The sequence below is a fragment of the Lichenicola sp. GTC18331 genome, from assembly GCF_055386855.1.
Genome location: NZ_AP045015.1, coordinates 1411260 through 1437471 on the forward strand (window position 1 = coordinate 1411260; position 26212 = coordinate 1437471).

Consider the following 26212-nt stretch of genomic DNA (forward strand, 5'->3'; position numbering starts at 1 on the left):
CGCACGAGAACCGCTCCCCACGAGCGGAAAGGGACTGGAAGGTCGTAAGCGATGCCCTTGTTTGTGATCGAGATTGCCGGGGAGCCGATCCTGGTGTTCCCGGAAGAAACGCTTGCGCTGGCCCAGGAAGAAGCGGCGACGGGCAACGTCACCGAGGCCCTGCAGGAATTCGAGCGCGACGGCGAGCCGGTGTGGGACGGCGAGGCCGAGCTGACGGTGCGCGAAGCCAACGAGACCGAAGCCCAGCATTACGAGCAGGGTTTCGCGGAAGCGTCCGCCGATGGCGAGATCAGCGAGGACGACCGTGACGAGTTCGCGGTGTTCCTGATCGAGACCGACGAGGACGAGGACGACGAAGAAGACGACGAGGACGCGGACAAGGAATAATGGCAGCGATGATGACCACGCAGACCGCGGAGGCCGTGCGCCCCGCCGTCGTGAAGCCGCGTATGAGCTACCGCCAGGCCGCGCGCCTGATGATCAACAAGCATGGACGCAACGCCCGCGCCTGGGCCCTGAAGCGTGCGGCCGAACTCCGCGCCGAGGACAATCTCGAAGCCGCTGCGCTTTGGGTGAAGGTCGGCGAGGAAGTGGCCGTGCAGCAGGCCGAGGCGACCAGCGTCGCCTGAAGACCGGACGCCCCGTTCGCGGGGCGGACCGACGGAAGCGGCTCGAACCGCTTCCGTTTCTATCCTTTCCCCGCCGCGCTGCTGCCGCGTTCCACCAGCCGCGCTGGGATCGTCCGGCTCCGCTCCGCCGGCTCCCCTCCCCCCAGAACCAGCGCCAGCATCTCCAGCGCGGCCTCGATCATCCGATCGGGCTGCTGGTCGAAGCTGCTGAGGTCGTAGCCGCGCCATTCGGCCTGCGGGATGTTGTCGTAGCCGATCAGCCGCACCTGTCCGGGCACGGCAAGGCCGCGCTCGCGCAGCGCGTCGATGACGCCGCACGCCATCAGGTCGTTGGAACAGAACACCCCGTCCGGGAGCGGCGCGTTTCCGGCGAACAGCTCGGCGCCGATGGCGAAGCCGGAGCGGTAATCGTCCGCGCCGGTGCGTTCGACCGGCGGAGCCGCGCCCAGACGCGCCAGGGCGTCGCGGAAGCCGCCGCCGCGCTGCTGCGAGGCGGCGTGCACCGCAGGTGCGCCCACGAAGGCGAAGCGGCGCGCGCCGCGTGCGAACAATGTTTCGGCGGCCTGCGCCCCCGCGGCGCGATTGCCGGAGCGGATGGAGAAGACGTTCTCCGCGGTGGGGTCGGCGTTGAAGCAGATCACCGGAATGCGCAGCGCGGACAAGGCCTGCGCGGCCTGCTCCGTGCGGACCGGGATCGCGGTCAGCACAGCGTCGACGCGATAGGCGGACAGGCGCTGGAGCGCGCCGTCCAGCGCCAGGCCGGTGTCGATCCGCACCAGCACCACCTGCTGTCCGTTCTCGCGCAGGGCGAGTGCGAAGCGGTCAAGCACGGCGGCGTAGTAGGGGTTGTCGAGCCCGCCCACCACGATGCCGATCAGGCGGGAGCGGCCGGTGAGCATGATGCGGGGGATGTGGTTGGGACGGTAGTCGAGGGCTGCCGCCGCCTGCAGCACCTTCTCGCGTGTGCGGGCCGACACGCTGCCGTTCTCGGAAAAGGTACGCGACACCGCCGATTGCGACACGCCGGCGAGACGCGCCACCGCGACGGAAGACACGAAGCGTTTCGGCGGCGCATGGTCGGACATGGCAGCGGTGGTAGCCCCGACCGCCCGCCAGATCAAAGCACGGGGTTCAGGCCTCGGCGATCAGATGGAAGAAGCGGCCGGTGAAGGGCTTGAGCACCTCGAGCGTGAGGGCGTGGGCGCGTGTCTTGATGTCGGAGGCGAGCGACTCGTCCAGCGCGGCGCGGTCGGCGAAATCCATCTCCAGGATCATGACGATCGGCAGCGCGCCGGGATCAGAGGAGCGCACCCGCTGCACGCGCACGTCCAGCACGTTGGGGAACTGCTTCCAGATGGGAACGAGGCGTTTCTCGACATCGGCGAAGAAGGCGTCTTCCCCGCCCGCTTCGATCGAGCCTTCGTAGAGGGCGGTTCTGGTCAGCATGGGCGGGGCTCCTTCGGATGGAAGCTCCATCGCCCGATGGCGGGAACGGTTGCCGCGCGGCTCAGCCGCGCCGGACGAAGGACCAGTAGAGCGGCTGACGCCCCGCGCGCAGGGCCTTGGCCTCGTAGCGTGTCGGCGGCCAGCCTTCCGGGCGCTCCGTGGCGGGTTCCGGGGTCTCGAACAGGGTCTGCGCCGCCATCACCTCGCGCACCCAGTTCTGATAGGTCGGATCGTCGCTGGCGACGCGCCAGATGGCGCCGGGCTTGAGCACGCGGGCCAGCAGCGGGATGGTCTCGGGATGCACGAAGCGGCGCTTGGCGTGACGCGCCTTGGGCCAGGGATCGGGGAACAGAAGGAACAGCCGGTCCAGGCAGCGATCCGGCATCTGCCGCAACAGGGTGCGGGCGTCGTCGTCCCACAAACGCAGATTGGCGGGCAGCGGCGCGCTGTCCTCACCGCCTTCGGGCACCAGACGGCCGAGCAGCGAGCAGAGCCCGTTCTCGAACACCTCGCAGGCGATCAGCGCGATGCCGGGATGGGTTTCGGCCTGGGCGAGCGCGTGCTCGCCGCCGCCGAACCCGACCTCGAGCCAGAGTTCGGCGGGCGCGATCCCGAACGCCGACGCCGGAGCGTCGGGGCCGGAAAAGCGCAGCCTGGGCAGCGTCGCGTCCAGCAGAAGCTGCTGGCGCGGACGCAGCGGATGGGAGCGCTGCCGTCCGTAGAGCCGGTCGGGCGGCGGCTTGACCATGAAGGCTTCCGTGTCCGCTTAGCGGTTGAACGCCTGACGGAGCGTGTCGACGAGGTCGGTGCGCTCCCAGGTGAAGTCGTCCTGCGCCGCGTCCGGGGTGCGGCCGAAATGGCCGTACGCCGCGGTCTGGGCGTAGATCGGACGGTTCATGCGAAGGTGGCGGCGGATGCCGCGCGGGGTGAGGTCGACCGCCTCGCGCAGCACGCGCTCGAGACGCGCCTCGTCGACATCCTTGCCGGTGCCGTCGAGATCGACATAGAGCGACAGCGGGTGCGCCACGCCGATGGCGTAGGAGAGCTGCAGGGTGCAGCGATCGGCGAGACCGGCGGCGACCACGTTCTTGGCGAGGTAGCGGCACACATAGGCGGCCGAACGGTCTACCTTGGTGGGGTCCTTGCCGGAGAACGCGCCGCCGCCATGCGGGGCCGCACCGCCGTAGGTGTCGACGATGATCTTGCGGCCGGTGAGGCCGCAATCGCCGTCAGGGCCGCCAATCACGAAGATGCCGGTCGGGTTCACGTAGAACTGGTCTTCCGGCACGGTCCAGCCTTCCGGCAGCACCTCGGCGACCACGTGGCGCAGCGCCTCGCGGATCTCGTTCTGGTTCTTGCCCTCGTCGTGCTGGGTGGAGATCACGACCGAGGTGGCGCCCACCGGCTTGCCGTCGACATAGCGCAGCGTGACCTGGCTCTTGGCGTCGGGCTGCAGGCCCTGGCCGAGCGCGTGTCCGCTCTTGCGATAGGCGGCCATGCTGCGAAGGATCTCGTGCGAATACGAGATCGGCGCCGGCATCAGGCTTTCGGTTTCGGTGGTGGCGAAGCCGAACATGATGCCCTGGTCGCCGGCACCCTCGTCCTTCTCGCCCGCGCTATCGACGCCGACGGCGATGTCGGCGGACTGCGCATGGAGGTAGTACTGGAATTCGGCGTCCTTCCAGGAGAAGCCGGACTGGTCGTAGCCGATGTCGCGCACCGCTTCGCGCGTGGCGTTCTCGAGCAGGTCCCGGTTCACGGAGGACGGACCGCGCACTTCGCCGGCCAGCACGATGCGATTGGTGGTCACCAGCGTTTCGCAGGCGACGCGCGCTTCCGGGTCGGCCCGCAGGAAGCAATCGAGCACCGTATCGCTGATACGGTCGGCAACCTTGTCCGGATGACCTTCGGAAACGGATTCCGAGGTGAACAGAAAGTCGCCCTTGTTGCGCATGACATTATCCCCGATGTGGCGCCGAGCAAGGGGTCGGACGCGCCCATAGAGGCCGCCGCTCCCCGTGAGCGGCTGCCGAAGGTTGGGGGGTGTGACGGAAACGGAGGGGGGGGTCAAGGATGGCGTGCGGGTAGCGGCGATGCAACCGGCGCGCGCGAGGCGGTGAAACAGGGATTTCACGCGCAACGATGCCGTGATGGACAGAAAACGGGGCCTGGAATCAGGGCTTTGGATTGATCCTGTCGGAGCGGCAGGATTCTTGAAATTTTGCGGTCACACGAGATCGAGTACGTTTTCCATGCCGAACAAACCCGGTGCGTGGCGATACGCCCAGCGGGCGGCGCGCAACGCGCCGGTGGCGAAGACGCGACGGTCGAAGGCGCGATGCTCGATCGAGAGCTGTTCCGCGTCCGATGTGAAGGACAGCGTGTGTTCGCCGACGATCTGGCCGGAACGCAGGGCGGCGAAGCCGATCGCGCCGGGGCGTCGGGCACCGGTATGACCGTCGCGGCCGCTGTCGCGTATGACGTCGAAATACTGTCCGCGCGCATCCGCGACGGCGCGTCCGAGCGACAGGGCGGTGCCGGAGGGGGCATCGACCTTCTGGCGGTGATGGGTTTCCAGGATCTCGGCGTCGTACTGGTCGGCGGGCAGCGACGCGGCCGCGCGTCGGGCGAGCGCGGTCATCAGCACCACGCCCGGGGAAAAATTCGAGGCCTGCACGACGACGATGCGGGATGCGGCATCTTCCACCGCCTTCTGCGCGGTGTCGGACAGGCCGGTGGTGCCGAGCACCCAGTTGACGCCCGCCTCGGCCAGAACGGCGGCGTGACGCGGGGCGGTGTCGGCGTGGGTGAAATCGATCACCACGTCGCAGCGTGCGGCGAGTTCGGCCAGATCGCCGTCACGACCGATCCCGCCCGCGAACGGCAGGGCGGTGAACTCGATCTCCTCGCGCAGCAGGTTGCCGACCCGTCCGGACAGGCCGGCGATGCCGATGCGCGGGAGATCGGCCATGGTCAGGCGCGGCCTTCGAAGAAGTCGCGCACCTTGCCGAAGAAGCCTTCGGTTTCGGGATGGCTCTTGTCGTTCTCGCCGGTCTCGCCGCGGAACTCCTCGAGCAGCTCGCGCTGGCGCTTGGTGAGATGACGCGGGGTTTCCACCGCGAACACCACATACATGTCGCCGCGCGCGGCGGAGCGTAGCACGGAGAAGCCCTTGCCGCGCAGCCTGTGCTGATCGCCGGTCTGCGAGCCGGCCGGGACGGACAGGCGCGCGCGCGTTCCGTCCACCACCGGGACTTCCACATGGCCGCCCAGGGTGGCGGTGACCATGTCGAGCGGCAGGCGCACCACCACGGTGGAGCCGTCGCGCTGGAAGATCTCGTGCGGCTTCACGCCGACATGCAGATAGAGATCGCCGTTCGGCGCGCCCTGCGGGCCCGCCTCGCCTTCTCCCGCAACGCGCAGACGGGTGCCGTCCTCGATGCCGGCGGGGATGTCCACCGAGAGCGAGCGCTCCTTCTCCACCGTTCCGGCGCCGCGACAGACCTTGCACGGGTTGCGCACCACGCGCCCGGCGCCGCCGCAGGTGGGGCAGCCGCGCTCGACCAGGAAGAAGCCCTGCTGCGCGCGCACCTTGCCGGCGCCGTGACAGGTCGGGCAGGTCTCCGCGCCGCGGCTCTTGTCCTCGGAGCCGGTGCCGCCGCAGCTGTCGCAGGACACGCGGCTGGGCACCTTGAGCGGCACCTTGATGCCGGAAAACGCCTCGGTGAGGCTGATCTCGACCTGGGCGCGGATGTCGTTGCCGGTGCGAGCGCGCCCGCCGCCGCCGCGACGGCCGCCCATCATGTCGCCGAACATCTGGTCGAAGATGTCGCCGAGGCCGCCCTCGAAGCCGCCGAAGCCGCCGGCGCCCGGACCGCCGCCTTCGAAGGCGGCATGGCCGTAGCGGTCATAGGCGGCGCGCTTCTGATCATCCTTGAGGATGTCGTAGGCTTCGCTGATTTCCTTGAAGCGCGCTTCTGCGCTCTTGTCGCCCGGATTACGGTCCGGGTGGAACTTCATGGCAAGCTTGCGATACGCCTTCTTCAGGTCGTCCGCAGAGGCATCCCGGGCGACCTCCAGGGTCGCGTAGTAGTCCTGCTTGGCCATCGAACCCTCATCGGCGAAATCGCGCCCCATTCATGGGCGCGCGATCCCGTCATGAACACACAAGAAAAAGGGGGAGCGGGCGCTTGCACGCCGCGCTCCCCGGAGACGCGATATCAGGCCGACTTCTTCTTGTCGTCGATATCCTCGAAATCGGCATCGACGACGCGCTCGCCGCCGGCCGCACCGCCACCCTGGGCGGCACCGGCACCCGGAGCCTGCTCGGCGCTCGGCGCTTCCGCACCGGCCTTGTACATCGCCTCGCCGATCTTCATCGACACCTGCGCCAGACGCTCGGTGGCCGACTTCACCGCGTCCAGGTCGGTGCCTTCCAGCGCCGACTTCACCGCGGCGATGGCCGACTCGGCCTCGGTCTTCTCGGCGGCCGGAACCTTTCCGTCATTGTCGGCCAGGGTCTTCTCGGTCTGATGCACCAGGCTTTCAGCCTGGTTGCGGGCCTCGACGCCGGCGCGCTTGGCCTTGTCGGCTTCGGCGTTCGCCTCGGCTTCCTTCACCATGCGCTCGATATCGGCATCGGACAGGCCACCGGAGGCCTGGATGCGGATCTGCTGCTCCTTGTTCGTGGCCTTGTCCTTGGCGGACACGGACACGATGCCGTTGGCGTCGATGTCGAACGTGACCTCGATCTGCGGCACGCCGCGCGGGGCCGGCGGAATGCCCATCAGGTCGAACTGGCCGAGCGGCTTGTTGTCCGCCGCCATCTCGCGCTCGCCCTGAGAGACCTTGATGGTCACGGCGGACTGGTTGTCGTCCGCGGTGGAGAAGGTCTGGCTCTTCTTGGTCGGGATCGTGGTGTTGCGGTCGATCAGGCGGGTGAACACGCCGCCCAGCGTCTCGATGCCCAGCGAGAGCGGGGTCACGTCGAGCAGCAGGACGTCCTTCACGTCGCCCTTCAGCACCGCGCCCTGCACGGCGGCGCCGATGGCCACGACCTCGTCCGGGTTGACGTTGCGGGCCGGCTCCTTGCCGAAGAACTGCTTCACGACCTCGATGACCTTGGGCATGCGGGTCATGCCGCCGACCAGGATCACCTCGTCGATCTCGCCTGCGGTGACGGACGCGTCCTTCATCGCCGCCTTACACGGGCCGAGGGTCCGCTGGATCAGGTCGTCGACCAGGCTTTCCAGCTTGGCGCGGCTCAGCTTCAGCACGAGGTGCTTCGGGCCGGTGGCGTCGGCGGTGATGAAGGGCAGGTTGATCTCGGTTTCCTTGGAGGAGGAAAGCTCGATCTTCGCCTTCTCGGCCGCTTCCTTCAGGCGCTGGAGGGCCAGCTTGTCCTGGCGCAGGTCGATGCCCTGTTCGCGCTTGAACTCGTCCGCGAGGTAGGCGATCACGCGGGCGTCGAAATCCTCACCGCCGAGGAAGGTGTCGCCGTTGGTGGACTTCACCTCGATCACGCCATCGGAGATCTCGAGCACGGACACGTCAAACGTGCCGCCGCCGAGGTCGTAGACGGCGACGGTGCCGCCGTTCTTCTTCTCCATGCCGTAGGCGAGCGCCGCCGCGGTCGGCTCGTTGATGATGCGCAGCACCTCAAGGCCGGCGATGCGGCCGGCATCCTTGGTGGCCTGACGCTGGGCGTCGTTGAAGTAGGCCGGAACGGTGATCACGGCCTGCGACACGGTCTCGCCGAGATAGGTCTCGGCGGTTTCCTTCATCTTGCCGAGCACGAAGGCGGCGATCTGCGAGGGGGCGTATTTCTCGCCGCGCGCCTCGACCCAGGCATCGCCGTTCTCGCCCTTGACGATCGCGTACGGCACCAGGGCCCGATCCTTCTCGACGGTCGGATCGTCGAAGCGGCGGCCGATGAGGCGCTTCACGGCGTAGAGGGTGTTGGCGGGGTTGGTGACGGCCTGGCGCTTGGCGCTCTGGCCGACCAGACGCTCGCCGCTCTCGGTGAAGGCCACCATGGACGGGGTGGTGCGGGCGCCTTCGCTGTTCTCGATGACGCGGTTCTCGTCACCTTCGCGGATCGAGACGCACGAGTTGGTCGTGCCGAGGTCGATGCCGATAACCTTGCTCATTCAAACTCTCCTGATCAGCGGCTGTTGCCGGCCCGAAGCACCGACCCCAGCCCTTGGGGAAGCCCGGATCTGTGATCCGGACGCGGGAACGGATGTATTCAGACCCAACCCGTCAGACAAGGGCGGAAGGGCGGGTCCGAACGATAAAGACGGTCCGAAGCCGGTGGTTCAGGCCGTGCGGTCGATCGAGACCGGCTCGGACTCGGCGGACGGCGCCGGCGGTGCGCCTTCCGGCGCCTTGGCCACCACCACCATGGCCGGCTTCAGCAGACGGCCGTTCAGGGTCCAGGCCGAGGTCCAGCTCTGCATCACCGTGCCGGGCGGGTGGTCGGCGGAGGGCTGCTCGGCCATGGCCTGGTGCAGGTTGGCGTCGAACGGCGCACCGGTGGGGTCGGTGCCGGCGATGCCGTTGCGCTCCAGGATGCCCAGGAACGAGCGCTCCACGCCCTCGAAGCCCTCGCGCAGCTTGGTCAGCACCGGGTTGTCGCCCATGTCGGCCGGCAGGGAGGACAGGCCGCGACGGAGGTTCTCGGCCGCTTCCACCACGTCCTTGGCGAACTTGGTGACGGCGTACTGGCGTGCGTCGTCCACGTCGCGCTTGGCGCGCGTGCGGACGTTCTGGTTCTCCGCCTCGGCGCGCATCCACTTCTCGCGCATCTCTTCCAGCTGGGCTTCCAGCGTCCGGATGCGCTCGCCGGCTTCCTGCATCAGCCCTTCGGTGGTGGGCTCATGCGCCTCCGCCGCACCCGGGGGCACGGTGTCGGTTGTCTGAACGGGCGTGGGCTCGTGCACGTCGGTCATGGTCTCGCCAGTCGAAGGGTGGGAGGGGGTGTCGTCCATGCGGGTGAAGTAGGAGACCACGCCCGGATGAACAAGTCGTCAACGCGGCGTCGTTTCTTCGGGAGACCGGACATGCGCCGAGCGGCCCCGGCGTCTGGAACGACGCCGGGACCGGCTTGTCACCGCAGGAGCGGAGTGAGGGATCAGTTGACCGGTTCGACCTTCTTCACGCCGTCGGCATGGACATGCACCATGTGGCGCTTGCCGTCCTTGGACGCCGTCACCTCCACATGCTTCGGCTTGCGGGACCGCTCGGCGTGATCGGTATAGCCGGCCTCGTCCAGCAGGGCGGTGACGCGCGCATCGTCGGGGGCTCCCGCGTCGCTCTTGCCGGTCGTCTTGTCCTTGCCGTCCTGTTTCGGGTGCTTTTCTTCGGCGGAGACCGATGCCCACGCGCCCGATCCGGTGCGGATCTCACGCACCTTGAGTTCGCCGGGCTTTTGTTCGCCCCGGACGCCGATCTCCTGGCCGGGCTTGATTTCCGCCAGATCGGCTCCGGGTCCGAAATCGACCAGCGTCTTGCCCGTTTCCGTCTTCAGCGTGACACTGTGGGCGAAGATGTCCTCGACGGTGCCGACGATTTCGATCGCTTCTTTCATGGTCTTGTTCCTTCATTGATGCCGTTAGGGCGGCGGAGGAACCGATTTGGGCGGAACCGGTTTCAGAACAAATCCAGGGTTTTAAAATAGTGATAATTTCTGTATTATGGTTTTCGTCATTACGACTTTCTCTTCTCTATGACGGACAGGGTTCCGTCGCGTTCGACGATCGCCACCGCGATGTCGGCGAGATCGTCCAGGCCCTGCTGCCGCGCCGCCGTGCGGAGGTCGGCCTGTTGCAGTCGCAGGCGGCGCATGGCGCCCTCGTCCCAGACGCCGTCGCGGAACACGACGATCGGCGTTCCGTCGAGCACGCGCTCGAGCCAGACGAAGCGCAGCTTGAGCCAGGAGACGCAGACATGCAGCAGCCCGACCGTGAACAGGGCGCTCATGGCGCTGAAGAAGCTGTGGTCCTCGCCCAGCACCGCGCTGACCGTCATGCCGCCGAACAGGAACAGCACCACCATGTCCATCGGCGCCTGCTGGCTGGCGGTGCGCCTGCCGATGATGCGGATCACCAGCAGCACGATCAGATAGGCCAGGGCGGCCTTGATGACGATCTGCATGGTCTACGGCACCCCGATCTGCGACCAGGACAAGGTTTCCCCGCCGTCGAGGCGGATGGTGAAGTGCCGTCGCCCGATGAAGTCCGGGGAGCCGGACAGGCGGATGAAGGCGCGCTTCTCGCCGGCCACCACGGGAAAGGTGATGCGGATGCTGTTGTTGCCGACCTGCCAGAGGCGCGGGTTCGGGGTGATTCCGCTTAGCACCAGATCGTCGACCAGATCGCGCGACACGGTGACGGCGACCTCGCTGCCGCCCGGCGGCACGCGCGTGTCGAGACTGACCACGGTGGGCGCGCCGGAGCGGACCACCGCGTCGTAATGCGCGGTGAGCGAGGAATCCTCGTTGGTGGCGGAGCGCCTGTTCAGCGGGCCGGAGCCGAGCAGGCCGGCCAGGCACCCGAGCACAAAGACGGCCATGACGATGCGGCCGATCACCTCGGTGATGCGCCATCCGTGTTCGAAGCGGGGATAGAAACCGGCCGCGATCTCGTCGGGCATGGCGGGATCGTCGTGGATGATCTTCACGGCGCGCTCCGTGTGGCGGGGGGCTTAATGATCCGCCCGGAAGAGAGTTCCGGGTGCCGGCATCCGGCGCGGGCGGGGCCGCCCTTCCCTGCCGCCGCGCGGACGCAGGGCAGGGCTGTGCGGGCCGGGATTTGGTTCCAGAGCCGGTTTGAGGCAACAGTTCGCGGCAAGCAGGAGGGCCGGATGGAGCCGACCAAGCATACGATCGCCCTGGTGGACGACGACCGAAACATCCTGACCTCGGTCTCCATGACCCTGGAGGCGGAGGGTTTCGTCGTGCGCACCTACACGGACGGGGAAAGCGCCCTGCAGGGTCTGACGACCCGCCCGGTGGATCTGGCGGTTCTGGACGTGAAGATGCCGCGCATGGACGGCATGGAGCTGTTGCAGCGCCTGCGCGCGCGCTCGCAGCTTCCGGTGATCTTCCTCACCTCCAAGGACGAGGAGGTGGACCAGCTGATGGGTCTGCGCCTGGGCGCCGATGACTACATCACCAAGCCGTTCTCGCAGCGCCTGCTGCTGGAGCGCATCCGCGCGCTTCTGCGCCGTGGCGAGGCGATCCGTGCCGAGGCGGCCGGGGCGACGCCGGCGGGGGTGATGGTGCGCGGCGAGCTGAGCCTGGACGAGACGCGGCACCAGTGCCTGTGGCGCGGGACGGACATCCAGCTCACCGTGACGGAGTTCCTGCTGGTGAAGGCGCTGGCGGCGCGTCCCGGTCTGGTGAAGTCGCGCGATCAGCTGATCGACGCGGCCTATGGCGAGAACATCTACGTCGACGACCGCACCATCGACAGCCACATCAAGCGCCTGCGCAAGAAGTTCCGGCAGATCGATGACGGCTTCAACCATATCGAGACGCTCTACGGCATCGGCTACCGCTACAAGGAGGAGTGACGGCGGGGCCGGGGCGTGAGCGGGTTCCAGACCGGCGCCTTCGCGGTTTCGCTCGGGCGCATGTACCGGCGCTGGGTGTCGCCGATGATGCGGCGCATCCTGCTGGTGAACGTGGTGCCGCTGGCGCTGCTGGTGGCCACGCTGCTGTATCTGAACCAGTTCCAGAACAGCCTGCTGGAAGCCGAGGTGAGTGCGCTGCGCGAGCAGGCGCGCATCTATGCCGGCGCGCTGGGCCAGTCCGCCGTGACCGCGGCGCACCGGCCGCATCGCGCCCATTCGGGCAGCGCCGACGCGGACAATGCGGTGGATCTGTCCGCCGCCCTCGCCCGTCCGCTTCTGCTGCGTCTGACCGAGCCCTCCCCCAGCGCGCAGGCCCGTTTGTTCGCGCCGGACGGGCAGCAGATCGCCGACAGCCGTCCCGACGTGCAGCCGGCCGCCGATGGCGGCGACGGCACGCCCGTGCTGAGTTTCCGCAGCGGTCTGGAGCGGCTCTACGACCGCCTGCTGCTGCTTCTGCCGCATCGCCGTCTGGCGACGATGGCGGCCAATGCCGATCCCAACGCCCAGCCGGAGGTGCGCGAGCAGCTTCGCCTGCGCGACAACGACAGCAGCGAGACGCCGCCCTTCATCCGGCGCACCGCCAACGGGCTGCTGCTGGTGACAGTGGCCGAGCCCGTGGCGCATGACGGGCAGACGGTGGGCATCATCCAGCTGACCCGGGAAGCGCGCGAGGTGGACCGCTCCCTGTTCGCGGTGCGCTCGTCCATCCTCGTGCTGTTCCTGGTGGCGCTGGCGATCACCGTCCTGCTGTCCTGGTATCTGTCGCAGACCATCGCCCGGCCTTTGCTGCGTCTGGCGGCGTCGGCGCATGTGATGCGCGAGACGATCGGCCGCACCGGCTCGGTGCCGCGCCAGCTTCTGTGCCGCAAGGACGAGCTGGGCGAGCTGGCGCAGGCGCTGGAGGAAAGTGCTCGGGCGCTGTGGGCGCGCATGGACGCGATCGAGCGTTTCGCCGCCGATGTGAGTCACGAGATCAAGAATCCGCTCTCCTCGATCCGATCGGCGATCGAGACGCTGATGCGGATCGAGGACGTAGCGCAGCAGCGGCGTCTGCTGGCGATCATCAACGACGACGTGCGCCGTCTGGACCGCCTGATCACCGACATCTCCGACGCGAGCCGGATCGATGCCGAGCTGTCGCGTTCGGTGACGGAGCCTGTGGAGGTGCTGCCGATCCTGAACGTGCTGGCGGAGATCAACCAGACCACGCGCAAGGACGGCGATCCGCTTCTGAGCGTGGACGCGGCGCCGTCGGAGCGGCCTCTGCTGTGTCTGGCGGTGGAGGACCGTCTGGTGCAGGTGCTGCGCAACCTGATCGGCAATGCGGTCTCGTTCTCGCCGCCGAATGGACGCATCGTTCTGGAAGCGTCCGGCACGGCAACCATCGTCGAGATCGCCGTGTCCGACGAGGGGCCCGGCATTCCGGCCGCCAAGCTCGACGGCATCTTCGAGCGTTTCTATTCCGAGCGTCCGGCGGCGGAGAATTTCGGCACCCATTCCGGTCTGGGGCTGTCGATCAGCCGGCAGATCGTGGAAGCGCTGCGCGGCTCGATCGCGGCGGAGAACCGGATCGGCGCGGATGGGGGCGTGATCGGGGCGCGCTTCGTGGTCAGGTTGCCGCGGGCTTCGTGACGGAAAGAGATGAGGTGTTCTTTCTTGGAAGAAAGAACCAAAGAACTTCTGGATGTTAGATATTATAATATCCGTTACTCAGCGCTAACGGATAGAAGTCTTTTTGCTTCTTTTTCTTCAGAAAAAGAAGGTCTCTTTCTGACATACAACAGCGTGGTTCCGACCGCTTCCGATATGTTCTATGACTCGGCAAGCAAGGACGCTTTGCAGCACGGAATTCGGACATGACGACGGGACGGATGGGCTGCCTGCCGACCACGCTGCGGCTCGATCCGTTCACCGCGGAGACGGTCGCGGCGCTCGGACAAGGCTGGCGGCGCAGAACCGCGACGCCGAATTTCGCCGCCGCGCGCGTCACGGACGGGGCGGCGCCGATGCGCGTGTTCGCAACCGGGGCGGTGGCGGAGATCGCGTTCGATCTGCCTTACAGGCCGCAGCGGGCGCGGCTGTCCCTGCGGCTTCGCGACACCGATCCGGCCGGCGTACTGACCGTGTTGGTCGATGGCTGGGTGCTGGGCCGCCATGCCCTGAGCGAGCGGGGCGACGCGCCGACCGGGCTGGCGTTCGAGATCCCCGGCGAGGCGCTGCAGGGGGATCGGGCGATCCTGAGCCTCGCGTTCGATCCCGTCGCCTGCGCGCAGGCGCGACCGCACCATCTGGAGCTGGCCGGCTGCGCTCTCGATCTCGGCGCACCGGCCGCGACCGCGGCACTGCCGGACGATCCGGCCGCCCTGCTCGGCGGGTTCGAAAGCCTGGGGAACGATTGCGAGTTCGGCTTCGTGCAGCGGCATTTCGGCATCAACCGGATCGGCCTGCTGAACTTCGCCGGGGTCCGCCATTCCGGCAATCTGCTGGATCTGCTGGACAGCGATTTCCGCAGGCTGGGCGAACCGGGCACGATCACCGCGACGGAAACGATCTGGATGCGCATCCGGCCGCCGGAAGAGCCCGAGCGGGTTCACGAATTCTATCTGGCCGACAACCGCTACCAGTATAGCTTCCACACCTTCCGGGGGCCGCCGGAGCACGCCGAGGCGGACGTGATCCGCGACAACGAGACCAAGCTGCGGTTTCTGTCCCGCAAGATCGTCGAGGATCTGGAAGACGGCGAGAAGATCTGGGTCCGCAAGGATACGGACCATGCCGATCCGGCCGAAATTTTAGCGCTCAGCCAGGCGCTGAACCGCCATGCGCCGAACAAGCTGTTCTGGGTGACGCGCTGCGTGCCGGACCGGCCGGCCGGCAGTGTGGAATGGGTGGCGCCCGGGGTGCTGCGCGGCTACTCGGCCAATCCGCACGGCGATCCTCAGCATTTCGATCCGGATCACTGGCTGCTGCTGTGCCGTCGCGCGGCGGCCGCGTTCCAGATCGCCGGTTCCGTTTGATCGGGTCGACCGGCAGGCGGGGAGAAGCCGAATGACGAAGCCCGAACTCGACTGGCTCCCCGAGGCGGGGTCGTTCCCCGATCGGATCAAGGTGCTGGAAGCGCAGGACCGGGTGGCGTGGCCGGCGCTGGTGTCGCTTGCCAATCTGCGCCTGGATTTCCTGAAGACCGAGCGTCTGGACCGGTTGTTGCTGCGTCATTTCGCCTCGGCTCCGCCGGAGGGGCTGCCGACCCGTCCGGTGCGTCTGGCGCTGCTGTCGTCCTCCACCGCCACCCATCTCGCCGCCGGGCTGCGCGTCGCGGCCCTTAGGCGGAACATCTGGTTACAGCTGTTCCAGGGCGAGTACGGCCAGTATCAGCAGGAGCTGGAGGAGACCGGTTCCGCCCTGCACGCCTTCGCGCCGGGTACGGTGCTGTTCGCGTTCGACATGCCGCATCTGGCCGGCCGTTCGCCGGAGGACGCGATCGCGCTGATGCGCCGATGTTGGGCGCTGGCGCGGACGCACTGGAACGCGACGGTTCTGCAGCAGACCGTTCTGCCGACCGAGCCGGCGCTGCTGGGCAGCAACGAGCACCGCCATGCCGGGTCTCCGGCCGGGGCGGCGGAACGCATCAACGCGGCCCTGCGCGACGAAGCGATCTCGGCCGGCGTGCATCTGGTGTCGGTGGACCAGCGCGCCGCCCGGGACGGGTTGCGGGACTGGTGCGACCCGGTTCTGTGGCATCGCGCCAAGCAGGAGGTGCGTCCGGTCGCGGCGCCGGTGTATGGCGATCTGGTGGGCCGTCTGCTCGCAGCCCAGCAGGGCCGGTCGGCCAAATGCCTGGTCCTGGACCTGGACAACACGCTCTGGGGCGGGGTGATCGGCGATGACGGGCTGGACGGCATCGTGGTCGGCCAGGGCAGCGCCGAGGGCGAGGCGTTCCTGTCCGTGCAGCGTCATGCCAAGCGCCTTGCGGAACGCGGCATTCTTCTCGCCGTGTGTTCCAAGAACGACGAGAACAACGCGTTGTCTGCGTTCGAGCGCCATCCGGAGATGCTGCTGCGCCGGAGCGACATCGCCGCCTTCGTCGCCAACTGGGACGACAAGGCCGCCAGTCTGCGCCGGATCGCCGCGATGCTGAACATCGGCCTCGACAGTCTGGTGCTGCTCGACGACAACCCGTTCGAGCGCAATCTTGTGCGCAGCGCCTTGCCAGAGGTGAGCGTACCGGAGGTCCCGGACGACGAACCGGCCCTGGTGCCGGGGCTTCTGGCCGATGCGGGCTATTTCGAGGCGCTGTCGCTGACCGGCGAGGATGCGGCCCGCACCGCCCAGTATCAGGCGAACCAGGCCCGCGACGCACTGCGTTCCGAACGATCCGATCTCGGCGCCTATCTGCGCGATCTGGAGATGCGTCTGGTGTGGAGTCCGTTCGATCGCATCGGTCTCGGCCGGATCGCCCAGCTGGTGAACAAGACCAACCAGTTCAACCTCGCCACGCGACGGCACACGGACGCCGAGTTGGCGCGGCTGATCGACGATCCGGTGGCGATCGCGCTCCAGTTCCGTTTGACCGACCGGTTCGGCGACAACGGCATCGTCGCCGTGATCGTCGCCCGTCTGGAGGGCACGGTCTGCCGGATCGAGGATTGGCTGATGAGCTGCCGCGTGCTCGGACGCGACGTGGAGCGGGCCTGCATGCAGGTCGTGGCCGATGCGGCGCGGGAACGTGGCGCGGAGACCGTGACGGGGCGCTATCGGCCCACGGCGAAGAACGGCATGGTCGCGGGGCATTATGCCGGGCTCGGCTTCACCGTCGTTCCGGACGAGGAGGGCGGCGGCCACGCGGCGCATGTCGCCCTTGCCGGACGGGATTTCGCGCCCGACACCATCGCCATCGCCGACGCGCGCAACGGATAAGGACAGGCCAGCATGACGGATGACGAGATCGATGGACGTCTCACGGAGATCTTCCGCGAGGTGTTCGGCGACGACGCGATGCGGCTCAGGCCGGATCTGAGCGCGGATCAGGTGGAAGGCTGGGATTCGGTGCGGATGGTGACGATCATCGTCGCGGTGGAGGAGCGGTTCGGCATCCGGCTGCGCTCGCGCGAGGTGGACGGGCTGAAGACGGTGGGCGATCTCGCGGCGCTGATCCGCGCCAAGGTCTAGAACCGCCCTCGCGCGCCCCTGCGACCCCCCGGTGCCATCGTTGCCGCGATCGTTGCGCCGGGAGTGATTTTTCGCCGGGGCGACGTCACCAAACGCGGTCGCCGGACGTTACACGGCCGCAGCGAAACGGACGACGAACCAGAATGGACCCGATCAACAGCGACGACCCCGTGATCTCGTCGCGCACGGAACAGATCAGGGCCCAGGCCTCCGTGCTGGCGCACCGGCAGAGCGGCGGCCTCAGCCTGATGTCGGTCTGCATTCTGATCCTGACCGTGCTGGCGGTGTTCTACACGCTGTATTTCACCTCCGACATCGTGCTGCCTTTCGTTCTGGCCGCTGTTCTGAACCTGCTGCTCAGCGGGCCGATGCGGTTCCTCCACAACCGGCTGCACATCCCCAAGGTGCTGGCGGCGCTGCTGCTGATCGGGCTTCTGTTCGGCGTGGTGGGCGCGATCGGCGCGGCGATCTCCGTGCCGGCCTCGGGCTGGATCTCCAAGGCGCCGGAAAGCCTGCCGGCGCTGCAGCACAAGCTGTCGTTCCTGAACCATCCGATCCACGCCATCCAGACCGGCATGGACAAGATCGGCCGGCTGTTCGAGACCGGCGGCGGCGGCGGTGGACGCGTCCTGACCGTGCAGCAGGCCGGCAGTCCCGGCCTGACCTCGGTCGGATCGAGCATCCTGATCGGCACGCGCGCCTTTCTCGGCCAGCTCTTCTCCATGCTGCTGCTGCTGTTCTTCCTGCTCTACGAGGGCGACAGTCTGCTCCGCCGTTTCGTGGAGATCATGCCGACCTTCGCCGACAAGCGCCGCACGGTGCAGATCGCGTCCGAGATCGAGCGCAACGTGTCTCTGTATCTGGCCACCATCACGGTGATGAACCTGCTGGTGGGCGTGCTGAACTTCGTGCAGTGCTGGCTGCTCGGTCTGCCCAACCCGCTGCTGTGGGGGGTGCTGGCGTTCCTGCTGAACTACATTCCGATCATCGGCCCGTTCACCGGCATCATCGTGTATTTCTTCGTGGGCCTGTTCACCTTCCCCTCGCCTCTGCACGCGCTGCTGCCGCCGGCGATCTATTTCGCCATTCATCTGCTGGAAGGCGAGACCATCACGCCGATGCTGCTGGCCAAGCGGTTCACGCTGAATCCGGTGCTGGTGATGGCGTCGCTGCTGTTCTGGGATTGGCTCTGGGGGATTCCCGGCGCGTTCCTGAGCGTGCCGCTTCTGGCCGTGTTCAAGATCGTCTGCGACCACGTGGAAAGCCTGACCGCGATCGGCCACATCGTCGGCGGCGCGCCGCGCAAGGGGCGTATCCAGACCGCCCTGCCGTTCAAGCGGGCGGCGTAGTCTCGTCCGCCACCGGCGCCGTCTGGCAGGGGAAGCGCAGGCGCACGGTGGTGCCCTCGCCTTCCCGGCTGTCGATCAGCAGGCGTCCGCCGCATTGCTCCGCGAAGCGACGCACCATGGACAGGCCGAGCCCGGTGCCCTTGCCGGGCCCCTTGGTGGTGAAGAAGGCTTCGGTCGCGCGTCGCAGCACCAGAGGCGGCATGCCGCTGCCTTCATCCGCCACCGCGATCTCCACCGCCGCCTCGCCGTCCTGTTCGATCAGGCCGGTGGAGATGCGGACCGCCTGGCCCGGCTCGGACGCGTCGGACGCGTTGCGCACCAGGTTCAGCAGCACCAGCTCGAGCTGGCCGGCATCCAGTGCGGCGAACAAGGGCTCGCCGGCCAGGGCCAGATGCACCGCGACCTGTTCGCCGGCCATCTGGTCCAGGATCACGTCGCAATCGGCGATGGTGCGGTTCACGTCCATCACCTCGGAGTCGTGGAACTGGCGCCGGGCGAAGCGCAGCATCTGACCGGTGAGGCGGGCGGCGCGCTGGGCGCCCCAGCTCGCCCGGTCGATCTGGCGGCGGCGCCGTTCGGCATCCTCTCCGTCCGCAGCGCGCTCCAGATTGGCCAGCACGATGGTCATCAGGTTGTTGAACTCGTGCGCGACGCTGGCCGCCATGCCGCCCAGCGCTTCCATGCGCTGCGACTGGCGCAGCACGGTTTCGGCTTCGCGCCTGCGGGTGACGTCGGTCTGGCTGGCGAAATGGTAGCGCGTGGCGCCGGCCTCGTCGCGGATCGGCGAGATCGACAGCTCGTTCCAGAAGGCGGAGCCGTCCTTGCGGTAGTTCACTACCTCAATCCGCACGTCCTCGCCGTTCCGAAGACGGGGGAGGATGGAGGAGACCGCGGCGCGGTCGGTGTCGGCGCCCTGGAGAAAACGGCAATTGCGGCCCACCGCCTCCGTCGCGGTATAGCCGGTGAGCTCCTCGAACGCCTGGTTGCAGAAGACGATCGGCTCGTCCGGCAGGGTTGGATCGGTGAGGCACATGGCCATCCGGCTGAGCTGCATGGCGGCGAAGAACACGTCGCCATGGCCGTCCAGCCCCGGGCTGCGGATGATTCCGGGTCCGCCGGCCTGCTTCGGGACCGGAACGGGCGCCCTTTCGTTCGCCGGTTCGGCCGGCGTCGCGACGGTGTCTTTCGCTCCTGTCATTGTGCCGACATTACAACAGCCCGTGTTCGTCGTCATGGGGGGCGTGGTCGGCGGCGAACCAAAGCCCCGGCTCCGGGTTAACCCGGGCTGCGGGAGGTGGGACAAAGCGACGTGTGTATTCTTCTGGTGGAAGACGAGGAACTGATCCGGGAGATCATGAGCGAGAGCCTGCGGGATGCGGGCTTCGATGTGGTGGGTGCGTCCAGCGGCCAGGAGGCGATGGATCTGTTCGACCAGCGCCCGAAGCATTTCACCATGCTGGTGACGGACTTCAACATGCCCGGCCAGATGGACGGGGGCGCCCTGGCCGAGCGCATCCGCGAGAAGGCGCCCGCTTTGCCCGTGGTGATCGTGTCCGGCCGTCCCGACGTGTTCCGGCAGAGCTGGCGCACGGAGCTGAATTTCTCGCTGCTGCAGAAGCCCTATCGTCCGCACGAGCTGGTGGAGCTCGCGCGGACGCTGATGAACTGAGATCAGTTCCCGGACGGCGCCGGCGCGCTGCCTGCGGCGTGCAGCGCGTGTTCCTGCTCGCGAAGCGAATCCAACTTGGCCTTGGTGCTGGCGGCGCTGGCGATCTGGTCGTCGGTCAGCAGGTTGCGCGCGGCGATCTCCTGCGAGAGATGCGCGCTGTCCAGCTGCGCCATCAGCGCCGCCTTCTGCTGCACCAGCGGCGCAAGATTGGCCTCGCTCACCGGGCCGGGCGCCAGCAGGGCGGCGTCGATCTTCTTGTTGATCGCGCGGACCTGCTCGAACAGGGTCTTGTTGGCCTGGCGGTCGGCCTTCCGGAGCGCGTCGATCTTCTGCTGCTGGGCATCGGTCAGGGTGACGCCGGCGAAGAGCGGATCGTGACGCCAGAAGCCCGCGCCGGGCTCGGCCTGGGCGGTGCCGAGTGTCGCCACGGCGAGCATGGCGCCGAGCGACAGGGCCGCGAGGGTGGGTGTCTTGAGCATGGCATGTCCATTCGGCAGGGTGCCCCGGAACGAGGCATGGCCGGACCATGACCCGGCTTCGTAACCGCATGTCCCGCCTCGTGGTGACCGAACGTAACCCGGGATGCCGGGGGATGCGCGTCGGACGCCATTCGGGCAGATAGGCGCGATGCAGGATTTCATCGCCGCCCACACCGCCATCGCCAGCGCACCCCTGGTGCCGGAGATCCGGCTGCATCTGGCCACCGAGATCACGCCGATCTGGCAGGCCTCGGAGGCGTGGCTGGAGCGCAGCGGGGTGGAACCGCCGTTCTGGGCCTTCGCCTGGCCGGGTGGGCAGGCGCTGAGCCGTCATCTGCTGGACCGGCCGGAGCTGGTGCGCGGCAGGCGCGTGCTGGATTTCGCGGCAGGCGGCGGCATCGCCGCGATCGCCGCCGCCCTGTCGGGCGCTGCGTCCGTGGACGCGGCCGAGATCGACCCGATGGCGATCGCCGCGATCGAGCTGAACGCGGCCCTGAACGGGGTGGCGGTTTCGCCGCTCGGCCGCGACGTGGTGGGTGCGCCATCGGAGTGGGATCTGATCCTGTGCGGCGACGTCTGCTACGAGGCGCCGATGACGCGGCATATCCTGCCCTGGCTGCGCCGTCTCGCCGGGGAGACCGAGGTGTGGGTGGCCGATCCGGGGCGCGCCTATCTGCCGTCGGACGGTCTGGAGCCGATCGCCGCCTTCGACGTGCCGACCTCCCTGGAGCTGGAGGATCGCGACATGCGGCCGACGCGGCTGTTCCGTTTGCTGCCGGGCTGAGGACTTCACGGAAACACCTCCGCTTCGCCGCCGCTTCGCCACGATCTCCCCGTTCCATCCTCGTGTTTTATTACGCAAGCGATGCAGCCGGACATGGTTTGCGACGTTTGCGGTCCATCATCAGACGCGAAGGCTTATCATGCAGTTGAAACGCTCCACCGCCCGCGCCGCGCTGGCCCTGTTCCTGGGTGCCGCCGTGCTTCCGGCGGCGCCCGCCCTGGCCGAGCCGGGCGGCTGCCTGAAATACGGTGCGGCCGGCGCCGTCGGCGGCCATCTGGCCCATCATGGCGTTCTGGGCGCCGCCGGCGGCTGCGCCACCGGCATGTACGTGCGTCACAAGTATCGCAAGAAGGAGCGTCAGGACGCCGCCGCCTATCGCGCCGAGCACGCCAATGACGGCAAGACGCCGCCGGCCGCCGCCGCCGCACCCGCCACGGCTGCTCCCGCGACGCCGGCCGCGGACCAGCCGCGGCACTGAGCGTCACGCTCGAACACGGAAAGGGGCGGAACCGTGGATGCGGTTCCGCCCCTTCTTGGTTCAGGAGATGGACGATCAGTCGTGGGTGGACTGCAGATCCCCACGATGCGGAATGTCGACGTCGCCGCTGCCGCTGTGATCGAGCCGGCCACTGCCGATATCCGCGTCGATGGACAGATTGCCGGAGCCGTAGCGGACCACGTTCATCAAGGCGATCCGGCCCGTCCCGATCTTGACGTCGCCCGATCCGTAGGCCTTCAGCTCGAGATGTTGCAGATCGACGCTGCGGATCGACAGATCGCCGCTGCCGCGCAGATCGGCGCCGAAGCCGCCTTGCGCGAAGGCAAGGGTCACGTTGCCGCTGCCGGTGACCGTCACTTGGCCCGACAGCACCCGCACGTTGCCCATGTCGAGATCGGCATTGCCGCGCACGGTCGCATCCAGACGCGGCACGGTGCCGCCGTCGATGTCGAGATTGCCCGATCCGGTCATGATCGCGGTGACGGGACCGCTGACCGAACCCACCGACACGTCGCCGCTCCTGTTGCCGTGCACCGTGAGGCTGCCGGCATGGTCGATGCGCACGTCGCCGCTGCCCTCGACCACCAGCGACACCGCACCGTCGAAATGGCCGACATGGATTTCGTTGTCGCCGGACTGGATCAGGGTGAGCGGCGTGGTGCGGCCGGTGCGGATCACGAGACCGGTATCGGCGGAACAGCCGCGCCGTTCGGTCAGAACGCCATTGCGGATCGACACGGCATCCAGCGCGCTTTGATCGCCGGTGAGCACGGTCTGGCCGTTGAGGGAGTCGTCCTGCCGCACCGAAACGGAATCGGCGCAGGGAAGATCGATCGTGAGGGCGGCGGCGGCGAAGCGCTGGCTCTGCCCTTCGACGGGCGGCATCGGCGGGACCGATGGCACGGGGGGTACGGGGGGTACGAGGGGCACGGGCGGCACCGGGATGTCGGGAAAGGTCACCGAGATCCTGTGACGGCTCGCCTTGTGCTCGGCATGGTTGCCCCACATCAGCCAGGGCACGCACACGATCAGCCCAAGCAGCATCACGGCGCGCTTGCGTCGCATGCGGATATCGTCGGCGCGCGACGGGTCGGTGATGGGGAACCAGGGCATGGCGCTCAGGGCTCCATGCGCCGGAAATCGCGCTGCAGCTCGAAATCGTCCGCCGTCACCACGCCTTCGATACGGGTGATGCGAGGCTCCAGCGCCATGAGGCGATGTTGCAGCAGCGCCCATTCCTGCCGGGGCGGCAGGGCGGACGGGGCGGCGGCCGAACGCGGAGCCGGGCGCGAACCCGAACGAACCGGGCCGGTGCTGCGGGCGGTGAAGGCCCGTTCCGCAAAGGCGGCGGCAGCGCCGGGGCGGCGTCGCAGCAGCACGCCGAGCGCCAGATAGGCGAGGCCGGTGGGCAGCACCACGAACAGCACCGACACCAGACGCACCAGCGGCAGGGGCAGGTCGAGATCCTCAGCCAGACCGGCGCAGACGCCGGCGAAGATGGCGCCGTTATCGTGCCGCCAGAGGCGCGGCGGTTCGCCGAAGCCGTTCATGCGCGTCCTCCCTCAGCGCGGCATCCGGCTGCGCCAGCCGGACAGCTCGTTGTCGAGAATGCGCTCCAGGTTCTCCACGCGCTGTTCCATCCGCTGCGCGAGCGCGCTCATCTCGTCCAGCGCGCGGCGTTCCTCGACGCCCAGCGTGGCGGTCTGGCCTTCGCGCATGCGGCGCTCGTGGCGGAGCTTGATGATCCAGCCTGCCAACAGAAACGGACAGACAACAGCGATCAGGCCGGTGATATCGCCTACGAAATGGTTACCGCCCAGTACGGCAAGGGTTGCAGGGTCCATTTCGGTTCGCCTTAGGATCGGGGGGTTTCGGGACCTTCTACGGCCGGGGCGGACGGCGCCTCGTCCCGCTTGCGCAGGCGTGCCCGCATCGCGGCCAGTTCGGTTTCGACGGCGCTGTCGGCTTCGAGACCCTCGATCTCCTGCTCCAGCGTGCGTCGGCCGAGGTCGAAGGATTCCACACGACCTTCCAGCGCGTCCAGATTGCGTTCCACCTGCTCGAAGCGTCCGAACGCGTCGCCGATGCGCTCGTCATAAAGACGCTCGCGCAGCTTCACGCGGGAATTGGCGATCGAGGCGCGCGACATCAGCGCCTGTTCGCGCGATTTGGCGTCGGCGAGCTTGGCCTGGAGCTTGGCGATGTCGTCGTTCTGCTGCGCCAGGCCGGAGACGATCTGTTCGTGCTGGGTGCGCAGGCTTTCGCGTGTCTTGCCCAGATGGGTGCGGGCCTGCAGCGCGCCGCGCGCCAGATCCTCGCGGTTATGGGTGAGCGCCAGCTCGGCCTTGCGCTCCCATTCCGCCTCGTCACGGGCGAGCTGGGCCATGCGGCGTTCCAGTTCCTTGCGCTCGGCGATGGTCTGCACCGCGGAGGACCGCACCTCGACCAGCGTATCCTCCATCTCCTGGATGATCAGGCGGATGATCTTGCGCGGGTCCTCGGCGCGGGCGACCAGCGTGTTGATGTTGGCGTTCACGATGTCGGACAAGCGGGAAAAGATGCTCATGGCCTGGGTTCCTTCGGTCGGGGACCGCTCCTGTATTCGATGCCATCTCTGAGCAGCTTCCGTGCCAGAGCGTGGTCGTGGTCGCCAGGGCCTCCAGAGGGTTGATTCGCCTGGGGTTTCGATCGTCCCTTGCCGGACGGACGCGAGATCAGCAGGATGGACCACCGGCCCCGAATGGCCAGGAGGACCAATCATTGGCGCGATCCCCCAGCCAGAACAGCGAGACCACGACGCCGATCGGCGAAGCGCCCAGCTTCCTCGCCATGCTGGCGCATATCTCGATCGCGGCGCCCCTGAACCGGCCGGTGCTGGTGATCGGCGAGCGTGGCACCGGCAAGGAGCTGGTGGCAAGCCGCCTGGCCTTTCTGTCGCAGCGCTGGGACCGGCCCTTCATCAAGCTGAACTGCGCCGTGCTCGGCGACGCCCTGCTGGATAGCGAATTGTTCGGGCACGAGGCGGGGTCGTTCACCGGCGCCAGCAGGCGTCGCGCGGGCCGGTTCGAGCTGGCTGATGGCGGGACGTTGTTTCTGGACGAGATCGCCACCGCCTCCATGGCGGTGCAGGAGAAGCTCCTGCGCGTGATCGAATACGGCACTTTCGAGCGCGTGGGCGGCAACGAGCCGCAGCATGTGGATGTGCGCGTGGTGGCGGCGACGCATGCCGATCTGCCGTCTCTGGTGCGGGCGGGGACATTCCGCGCCGACCTGCTGGATCGTCTGGCCTTCGACGTGGTGCCGGTGCCGCCGATGCGCGAACGGCAGGAGGACATTCCTTTGCTGGCCGGGCATTTCGCCGTGCGGATGACGCGCGAGCTGGGGCGGGAATTGTTCGCGGGCTTCGCGCCGGAGGCGATGGCGGTTCTGAAGTCTCATGACTGGCCCGGCAACGTGCGCGAATTGCGCAACGTGATCGAGCGCAGCGTGTATCGGATGGAGAACCCGAACAAGCCGCTGTCGCGCATTGTGCTGGACCCGTTTCCGTCGCTCCGAACAGGGCTTTCCCCATCCGCGCGCCCGGCGGAGGCGCCCGTGGCGACGGCGACGGCCCTGCCCGCCCCCGCCGCCCCGGCGCCGGTTTCAGGGAATTTCGAGGCGCTGACGAGGGATTTCGAGCAGCGCCTGTTGCGCGACGCGCTGGAAGGGAGCCGGTTCAACCAGCGCAACGCCGCCAAGGCGCTCGGCCTGACCTATTACCAGTTCAGGCATCATCTGAAGGTGCACAACCTGCTGAACCGGCCCGGACGCGAGCGTGCGGACGGCGATCAGTCGGCGGAAGCGAGCACCCTGGCCGGCGCGGACACGTAGTTCGCCGGAAACAAGCGTTGCAGCGCCTCGACCTTCGGCAGATCGTTGTAGACGATGTAGCCGGACTCGGGGTGCAGGGTCAGGTAGTCCTGATGGTAGCGCTCGGCCGGATAGAAGCCATGCAGCGGATCGACGCGCGTGCGGATCGGCGCATCAAAGCTGTGCGACGCGTCGAGCTGGGCGATATAGGCGCGCGCTTCCTCCGCCTGCGCCGGGGTGGCGTACCAGATCTCGGAGCGATACTGGGTGCCGCGATCCGGCCCCTGCGCGTTCAGCATGGTCGGATCGAGCGCCACCGAGAAGAAGATGCGCAGAAGCGTCGCTTCGCTTACCACGGACGGATCGTAGGTGATCTGCACCGATTCCGCGTGTCCGGTATCGCCGCCGCTGACGGTCTCGTACTGCGCGGTATCGGCGCTGCCGCCGGTATAGCCGGAGACCGCCTGGCGCACGCCGCGCACATGCTCGAACACGCCCTGGATGCCCCAGAAGCAGCCGCCCGAAACGGTGAGCTGCTGCAGGCCGGATTGTTGCGGCATTGCCCGGGCCGGCGCCGGCACCAGATGCGGTGCTTCCTCGGCGAAGGCGGAGGGGATCACCGGCAAAACCGGCAGGGCGAGTGCTGCGACGCCGAGCACGGTGCCGGCGAACAGGGCGAGACTGCGAAGGGTCATGGTCTGGGTTC

30 protein-coding genes are annotated in these 26212 nt (G+C 67.9%); 12 read left to right on the forward strand and 18 right to left on the reverse strand.

The annotated features are described in order from the left end of the window. Positions 1-51: 51 nt before the first annotated feature. Entirely contained in the window at positions 52-387 is a 336-nt protein-coding gene (locus ACZ5BM_RS06525) for a hypothetical protein (RefSeq protein WP_498910762.1), read from the forward strand. A gap of 8 nt (positions 388-395) precedes the next feature. Further along, entirely contained in the window at positions 396-629 is a 234-nt protein-coding gene (locus tag ACZ5BM_RS06530) for a hypothetical protein (protein ID WP_498910764.1), read from the forward strand. Positions 630-688: 59 nt separating this feature from the next. Here ACZ5BM_RS06530 and ACZ5BM_RS06535 read toward each other — a convergent pair whose 3' ends face one another. The 11 genes from ACZ5BM_RS06535 to ACZ5BM_RS06585 all read right to left on the reverse strand — a co-directional run bounded on the left by ACZ5BM_RS06535 (position 689) and on the right by ACZ5BM_RS06585 (position 10754). Continuing rightward, the gene (locus tag ACZ5BM_RS06535) at positions 689-1714 is read right to left on the reverse strand and encodes a LacI family DNA-binding transcriptional regulator (RefSeq protein ID WP_498910766.1); all 1026 of its coding nucleotides are present in this window, start codon (positions 1712-1714) and stop codon (positions 689-691) included. A 46-nt stretch (positions 1715-1760) separates the two neighbouring features. After that, entirely contained in the window at positions 1761-2075 is a 315-nt protein-coding gene (locus ACZ5BM_RS06540; protein WP_498910768.1) for a hypothetical protein, read from the reverse strand. A 61-nt stretch (positions 2076-2136) separates the two neighbouring features. Next, a complete protein-coding gene (trmB, locus tag ACZ5BM_RS06545) occupies positions 2137-2823 on the reverse strand; it encodes a tRNA (guanine(46)-N(7))-methyltransferase TrmB (RefSeq protein WP_498910770.1) in 687 nt (228 codons plus the stop codon). Between the two features lie 18 nt (positions 2824-2841). Continuing rightward, positions 2842-4029, reverse strand: coding sequence for a methionine adenosyltransferase (gene metK, locus ACZ5BM_RS06550; protein WP_498910771.1), 1188 nt, complete (start codon positions 4027-4029; stop codon positions 2842-2844). 273 nt (positions 4030-4302) lie between these two features. After that, positions 4303-5046, reverse strand: coding sequence for a 4-hydroxy-tetrahydrodipicolinate reductase (dapB, locus tag ACZ5BM_RS06555; RefSeq protein WP_498910773.1), 744 nt, complete (start codon positions 5044-5046; stop codon positions 4303-4305). Positions 5047-5048: 2 nt separating this feature from the next. Beyond that, complete coding sequence (gene dnaJ / locus ACZ5BM_RS06560; RefSeq protein ID WP_498910775.1) at positions 5049-6182, reverse strand: molecular chaperone DnaJ; 1134 nt, start codon at positions 6180-6182, stop codon at positions 5049-5051. A 113-nt stretch (positions 6183-6295) separates the two neighbouring features. Continuing rightward, positions 6296-8224: an Hsp70 family protein gene (gene dnaK / locus ACZ5BM_RS06565; RefSeq protein WP_498910777.1), complete on the reverse strand. Its 1929-nt coding sequence runs from the start codon at positions 8222-8224 to the stop codon at positions 6296-6298. A gap of 168 nt (positions 8225-8392) precedes the next feature. Then, positions 8393-9025, reverse strand: a complete 633-nt coding sequence (locus ACZ5BM_RS06570; protein ID WP_498910779.1) for a nucleotide exchange factor GrpE — start codon at positions 9023-9025, stop codon at positions 8393-8395. 182 nt (positions 9026-9207) lie between these two features. Further along, the gene (locus tag ACZ5BM_RS06575; RefSeq protein WP_498910781.1) at positions 9208-9663 is read right to left on the reverse strand and encodes a hypothetical protein; all 456 of its coding nucleotides are present in this window, start codon (positions 9661-9663) and stop codon (positions 9208-9210) included. 119 nt (positions 9664-9782) lie between these two features. Further along, a complete protein-coding gene (locus ACZ5BM_RS06580; RefSeq protein WP_498910783.1) occupies positions 9783-10229 on the reverse strand; it encodes a DUF421 domain-containing protein in 447 nt (148 codons plus the stop codon). Between the two features lie 3 nt (positions 10230-10232). Then, on the reverse strand, positions 10233-10754 hold the full coding sequence (locus tag ACZ5BM_RS06585) for a hypothetical protein (protein WP_498910785.1): 522 nt from the start codon (positions 10752-10754) through the stop codon (positions 10233-10235). 183 nt (positions 10755-10937) lie between these two features. On the opposite strand from ACZ5BM_RS06585, the gene ACZ5BM_RS06590 reads away from it, so the two are divergent. The 6 genes from ACZ5BM_RS06590 (at position 10938) to ACZ5BM_RS06615 (ending at position 18226) form a co-directional block, all read left to right on the forward strand. Beyond that, positions 10938-11648, forward strand: coding sequence for a response regulator transcription factor (locus ACZ5BM_RS06590; protein ID WP_498910787.1), 711 nt, complete (start codon positions 10938-10940; stop codon positions 11646-11648). Between the two features lie 60 nt (positions 11649-11708). Beyond that, entirely contained in the window at positions 11709-13340 is a 1632-nt protein-coding gene (locus ACZ5BM_RS06595) for a stimulus-sensing domain-containing protein (RefSeq protein ID WP_498911531.1), read from the forward strand. Positions 13341-13564: 224 nt separating this feature from the next. Further along, positions 13565-14725, forward strand: a complete 1161-nt coding sequence (locus ACZ5BM_RS06600) for a hypothetical protein (protein ID WP_498910789.1) — start codon at positions 13565-13567, stop codon at positions 14723-14725. A gap of 31 nt (positions 14726-14756) precedes the next feature. Beyond that, a complete protein-coding gene (locus ACZ5BM_RS06605; RefSeq protein WP_498910791.1) occupies positions 14757-16625 on the forward strand; it encodes an HAD-IIIC family phosphatase in 1869 nt (622 codons plus the stop codon). 12 nt (positions 16626-16637) lie between these two features. Then, positions 16638-16877, forward strand: coding sequence for an acyl carrier protein (locus tag ACZ5BM_RS06610; RefSeq protein WP_498910793.1), 240 nt, complete (start codon positions 16638-16640; stop codon positions 16875-16877). A 248-nt stretch (positions 16878-17125) separates the two neighbouring features. Beyond that, on the forward strand, positions 17126-18226 hold the full coding sequence (locus ACZ5BM_RS06615) for an AI-2E family transporter (protein ID WP_498911533.1): 1101 nt from the start codon (positions 17126-17128) through the stop codon (positions 18224-18226). On the opposite strand, the gene ACZ5BM_RS06620 is transcribed toward ACZ5BM_RS06615, so the two are convergent. Next, positions 18210-19424, reverse strand: coding sequence for a hybrid sensor histidine kinase/response regulator (locus tag ACZ5BM_RS06620; protein ID WP_498910795.1), 1215 nt, complete (start codon positions 19422-19424; stop codon positions 18210-18212). The two genes, ACZ5BM_RS06615 and ACZ5BM_RS06620, sit on opposite strands and share 17 nt — an antisense overlap. 111 nt (positions 19425-19535) lie before the next feature. On the opposite strand from ACZ5BM_RS06620, the gene ACZ5BM_RS06625 reads away from it, so the two are divergent. Next, positions 19536-19895 carry a response regulator gene (locus tag ACZ5BM_RS06625; protein WP_498910797.1) on the forward strand — a complete coding sequence of 120 codons (360 nt, stop codon included), beginning with the start codon at positions 19536-19538 and terminating at the stop codon, positions 19893-19895. A gap of 2 nt (positions 19896-19897) precedes the next feature. Here ACZ5BM_RS06625 and ACZ5BM_RS06630 read toward each other — a convergent pair whose 3' ends face one another. Next, positions 19898-20374 (reverse strand): Spy/CpxP family protein refolding chaperone, encoded by a 477-nt coding sequence (locus ACZ5BM_RS06630; RefSeq protein WP_498910799.1) that lies wholly within the window; start codon positions 20372-20374, stop codon positions 19898-19900. A 148-nt stretch (positions 20375-20522) separates the two neighbouring features. Here ACZ5BM_RS06630 and ACZ5BM_RS06635 point away from each other — a divergent pair, with 148 nt between their 5' ends. After that, positions 20523-21158, forward strand: a complete 636-nt coding sequence (locus ACZ5BM_RS06635; RefSeq protein WP_498910801.1) for a class I SAM-dependent methyltransferase — start codon at positions 20523-20525, stop codon at positions 21156-21158. 139 nt (positions 21159-21297) lie between these two features. After that, positions 21298-21636 (forward strand): hypothetical protein, encoded by a 339-nt coding sequence (locus ACZ5BM_RS06640; protein WP_498910803.1) that lies wholly within the window; start codon positions 21298-21300, stop codon positions 21634-21636. 75 nt (positions 21637-21711) lie between these two features. On the opposite strand, the gene ACZ5BM_RS06645 is transcribed toward ACZ5BM_RS06640, so the two are convergent. Genes ACZ5BM_RS06645 through pspA form a run of 4 tightly spaced genes read right to left on the reverse strand, consistent with a single transcriptional unit; the run spans position 21712 to position 24223 of the window. Next, on the reverse strand, positions 21712-22770 hold the full coding sequence (locus ACZ5BM_RS06645; RefSeq protein ID WP_498910804.1) for a DUF4097 family beta strand repeat-containing protein: 1059 nt from the start codon (positions 22768-22770) through the stop codon (positions 21712-21714). 5 nt (positions 22771-22775) lie between these two features. Continuing rightward, positions 22776-23207, reverse strand: a complete 432-nt coding sequence (locus ACZ5BM_RS06650; protein ID WP_498910806.1) for a PspC domain-containing protein — start codon at positions 23205-23207, stop codon at positions 22776-22778. 12 nt (positions 23208-23219) lie between these two features. Further along, positions 23220-23501 carry a hypothetical protein gene (locus ACZ5BM_RS06655; protein ID WP_498910808.1) on the reverse strand — a complete coding sequence of 94 codons (282 nt, stop codon included), beginning with the start codon at positions 23499-23501 and terminating at the stop codon, positions 23220-23222. An 11-nt stretch (positions 23502-23512) separates the two neighbouring features. Then, positions 23513-24223 carry a phage shock protein PspA gene (gene pspA, locus ACZ5BM_RS06660; RefSeq protein ID WP_498910810.1) on the reverse strand — a complete coding sequence of 237 codons (711 nt, stop codon included), beginning with the start codon at positions 24221-24223 and terminating at the stop codon, positions 23513-23515. A 194-nt stretch (positions 24224-24417) separates the two neighbouring features. On the opposite strand from pspA, the gene pspF reads away from it, so the two are divergent. Continuing rightward, complete coding sequence (gene pspF / locus ACZ5BM_RS06665; RefSeq protein ID WP_498910812.1) at positions 24418-25527, forward strand: phage shock protein operon transcriptional activator; 1110 nt, start codon at positions 24418-24420, stop codon at positions 25525-25527. Here pspF and msrA read toward each other — a convergent pair. Further along, positions 25485-26201: a peptide-methionine (S)-S-oxide reductase gene (gene msrA / locus ACZ5BM_RS06670; RefSeq protein ID WP_498910814.1), complete on the reverse strand. Its 717-nt coding sequence runs from the start codon at positions 26199-26201 to the stop codon at positions 25485-25487. The genes pspF and msrA overlap by 43 nt on opposite strands. Between the last annotated feature and the right edge of the window lie 11 nt (positions 26202-26212).

Bases quoted from the DNA above. Each gene is read 5' to 3' on its own strand.
- pspA (WP_498910810.1), bottom strand. From the start codon at position 24,223: ATGAGCATCTTTTCCCGCTTGTCCGACATCGTGAACGCCAACATCAAC.
- dapB (WP_498910773.1), bottom strand. From the start codon at position 5,046: ATGGCCGATCTCCCGCGCATCGGCATCGCCGGCCTGTCCGGACGGGTC.
- ACZ5BM_RS06615 (WP_498911533.1), top strand. From the start codon at position 17,126: ATGTCGGTCTGCATTCTGATCCTGACCGTGCTGGCGGTGTTCTACACG.
- ACZ5BM_RS06610 (WP_498910793.1), top strand. From the start codon at position 16,638: ATGACGGATGACGAGATCGATGGACGTCTCACGGAGATCTTCCGCGAG.
- ACZ5BM_RS06535 (WP_498910766.1), bottom strand. From the start codon at position 1,714: ATGTCCGACCATGCGCCGCCGAAACGCTTCGTGTCTTCCGTCGCGGTG.
- ACZ5BM_RS06540 (WP_498910768.1), bottom strand. From the start codon at position 2,075: ATGCTGACCAGAACCGCCCTCTACGAAGGCTCGATCGAAGCGGGCGGG.
- ACZ5BM_RS06635 (WP_498910801.1), top strand. From the start codon at position 20,523: ATGCAGGATTTCATCGCCGCCCACACCGCCATCGCCAGCGCACCCCTG.
- ACZ5BM_RS06595 (WP_498911531.1), top strand. From the start codon at position 11,709: ATGTACCGGCGCTGGGTGTCGCCGATGATGCGGCGCATCCTGCTGGTG.
- ACZ5BM_RS06525 (WP_498910762.1), top strand. From the start codon at position 52: ATGCCCTTGTTTGTGATCGAGATTGCCGGGGAGCCGATCCTGGTGTTC.
- ACZ5BM_RS06640 (WP_498910803.1), top strand. From the start codon at position 21,298: ATGCAGTTGAAACGCTCCACCGCCCGCGCCGCGCTGGCCCTGTTCCTG.
- metK (WP_498910771.1), bottom strand. From the start codon at position 4,029: ATGCGCAACAAGGGCGACTTTCTGTTCACCTCGGAATCCGTTTCCGAA.
- ACZ5BM_RS06605 (WP_498910791.1), top strand. From the start codon at position 14,757: ATGACGAAGCCCGAACTCGACTGGCTCCCCGAGGCGGGGTCGTTCCCC.
- ACZ5BM_RS06650 (WP_498910806.1), bottom strand. From the start codon at position 23,207: ATGAACGGCTTCGGCGAACCGCCGCGCCTCTGGCGGCACGATAACGGC.
- ACZ5BM_RS06590 (WP_498910787.1), top strand. From the start codon at position 10,938: ATGGAGCCGACCAAGCATACGATCGCCCTGGTGGACGACGACCGAAAC.
- ACZ5BM_RS06630 (WP_498910799.1), bottom strand. From the start codon at position 20,374: ATGCTCAAGACACCCACCCTCGCGGCCCTGTCGCTCGGCGCCATGCTC.
- ACZ5BM_RS06600 (WP_498910789.1), top strand. From the start codon at position 13,565: ATGACGACGGGACGGATGGGCTGCCTGCCGACCACGCTGCGGCTCGAT.
- dnaJ (WP_498910775.1), bottom strand. From the start codon at position 6,182: ATGGCCAAGCAGGACTACTACGCGACCCTGGAGGTCGCCCGGGATGCC.
- trmB (WP_498910770.1), bottom strand. From the start codon at position 2,823: ATGGTCAAGCCGCCGCCCGACCGGCTCTACGGACGGCAGCGCTCCCAT.
- ACZ5BM_RS06570 (WP_498910779.1), bottom strand. From the start codon at position 9,025: ATGACCGACGTGCACGAGCCCACGCCCGTTCAGACAACCGACACCGTG.
- ACZ5BM_RS06620 (WP_498910795.1), bottom strand. From the start codon at position 19,424: ATGACAGGAGCGAAAGACACCGTCGCGACGCCGGCCGAACCGGCGAAC.
- ACZ5BM_RS06530 (WP_498910764.1), top strand. From the start codon at position 396: ATGATGACCACGCAGACCGCGGAGGCCGTGCGCCCCGCCGTCGTGAAG.
- dnaK (WP_498910777.1), bottom strand. From the start codon at position 8,224: ATGAGCAAGGTTATCGGCATCGACCTCGGCACGACCAACTCGTGCGTC.
- ACZ5BM_RS06645 (WP_498910804.1), bottom strand. From the start codon at position 22,770: ATGCCCTGGTTCCCCATCACCGACCCGTCGCGCGCCGACGATATCCGC.
- msrA (WP_498910814.1), bottom strand. From the start codon at position 26,201: ATGACCCTTCGCAGTCTCGCCCTGTTCGCCGGCACCGTGCTCGGCGTC.
- ACZ5BM_RS06575 (WP_498910781.1), bottom strand. From the start codon at position 9,663: ATGAAAGAAGCGATCGAAATCGTCGGCACCGTCGAGGACATCTTCGCC.
- ACZ5BM_RS06655 (WP_498910808.1), bottom strand. From the start codon at position 23,501: ATGGACCCTGCAACCCTTGCCGTACTGGGCGGTAACCATTTCGTAGGC.
- ACZ5BM_RS06580 (WP_498910783.1), bottom strand. From the start codon at position 10,229: ATGCAGATCGTCATCAAGGCCGCCCTGGCCTATCTGATCGTGCTGCTG.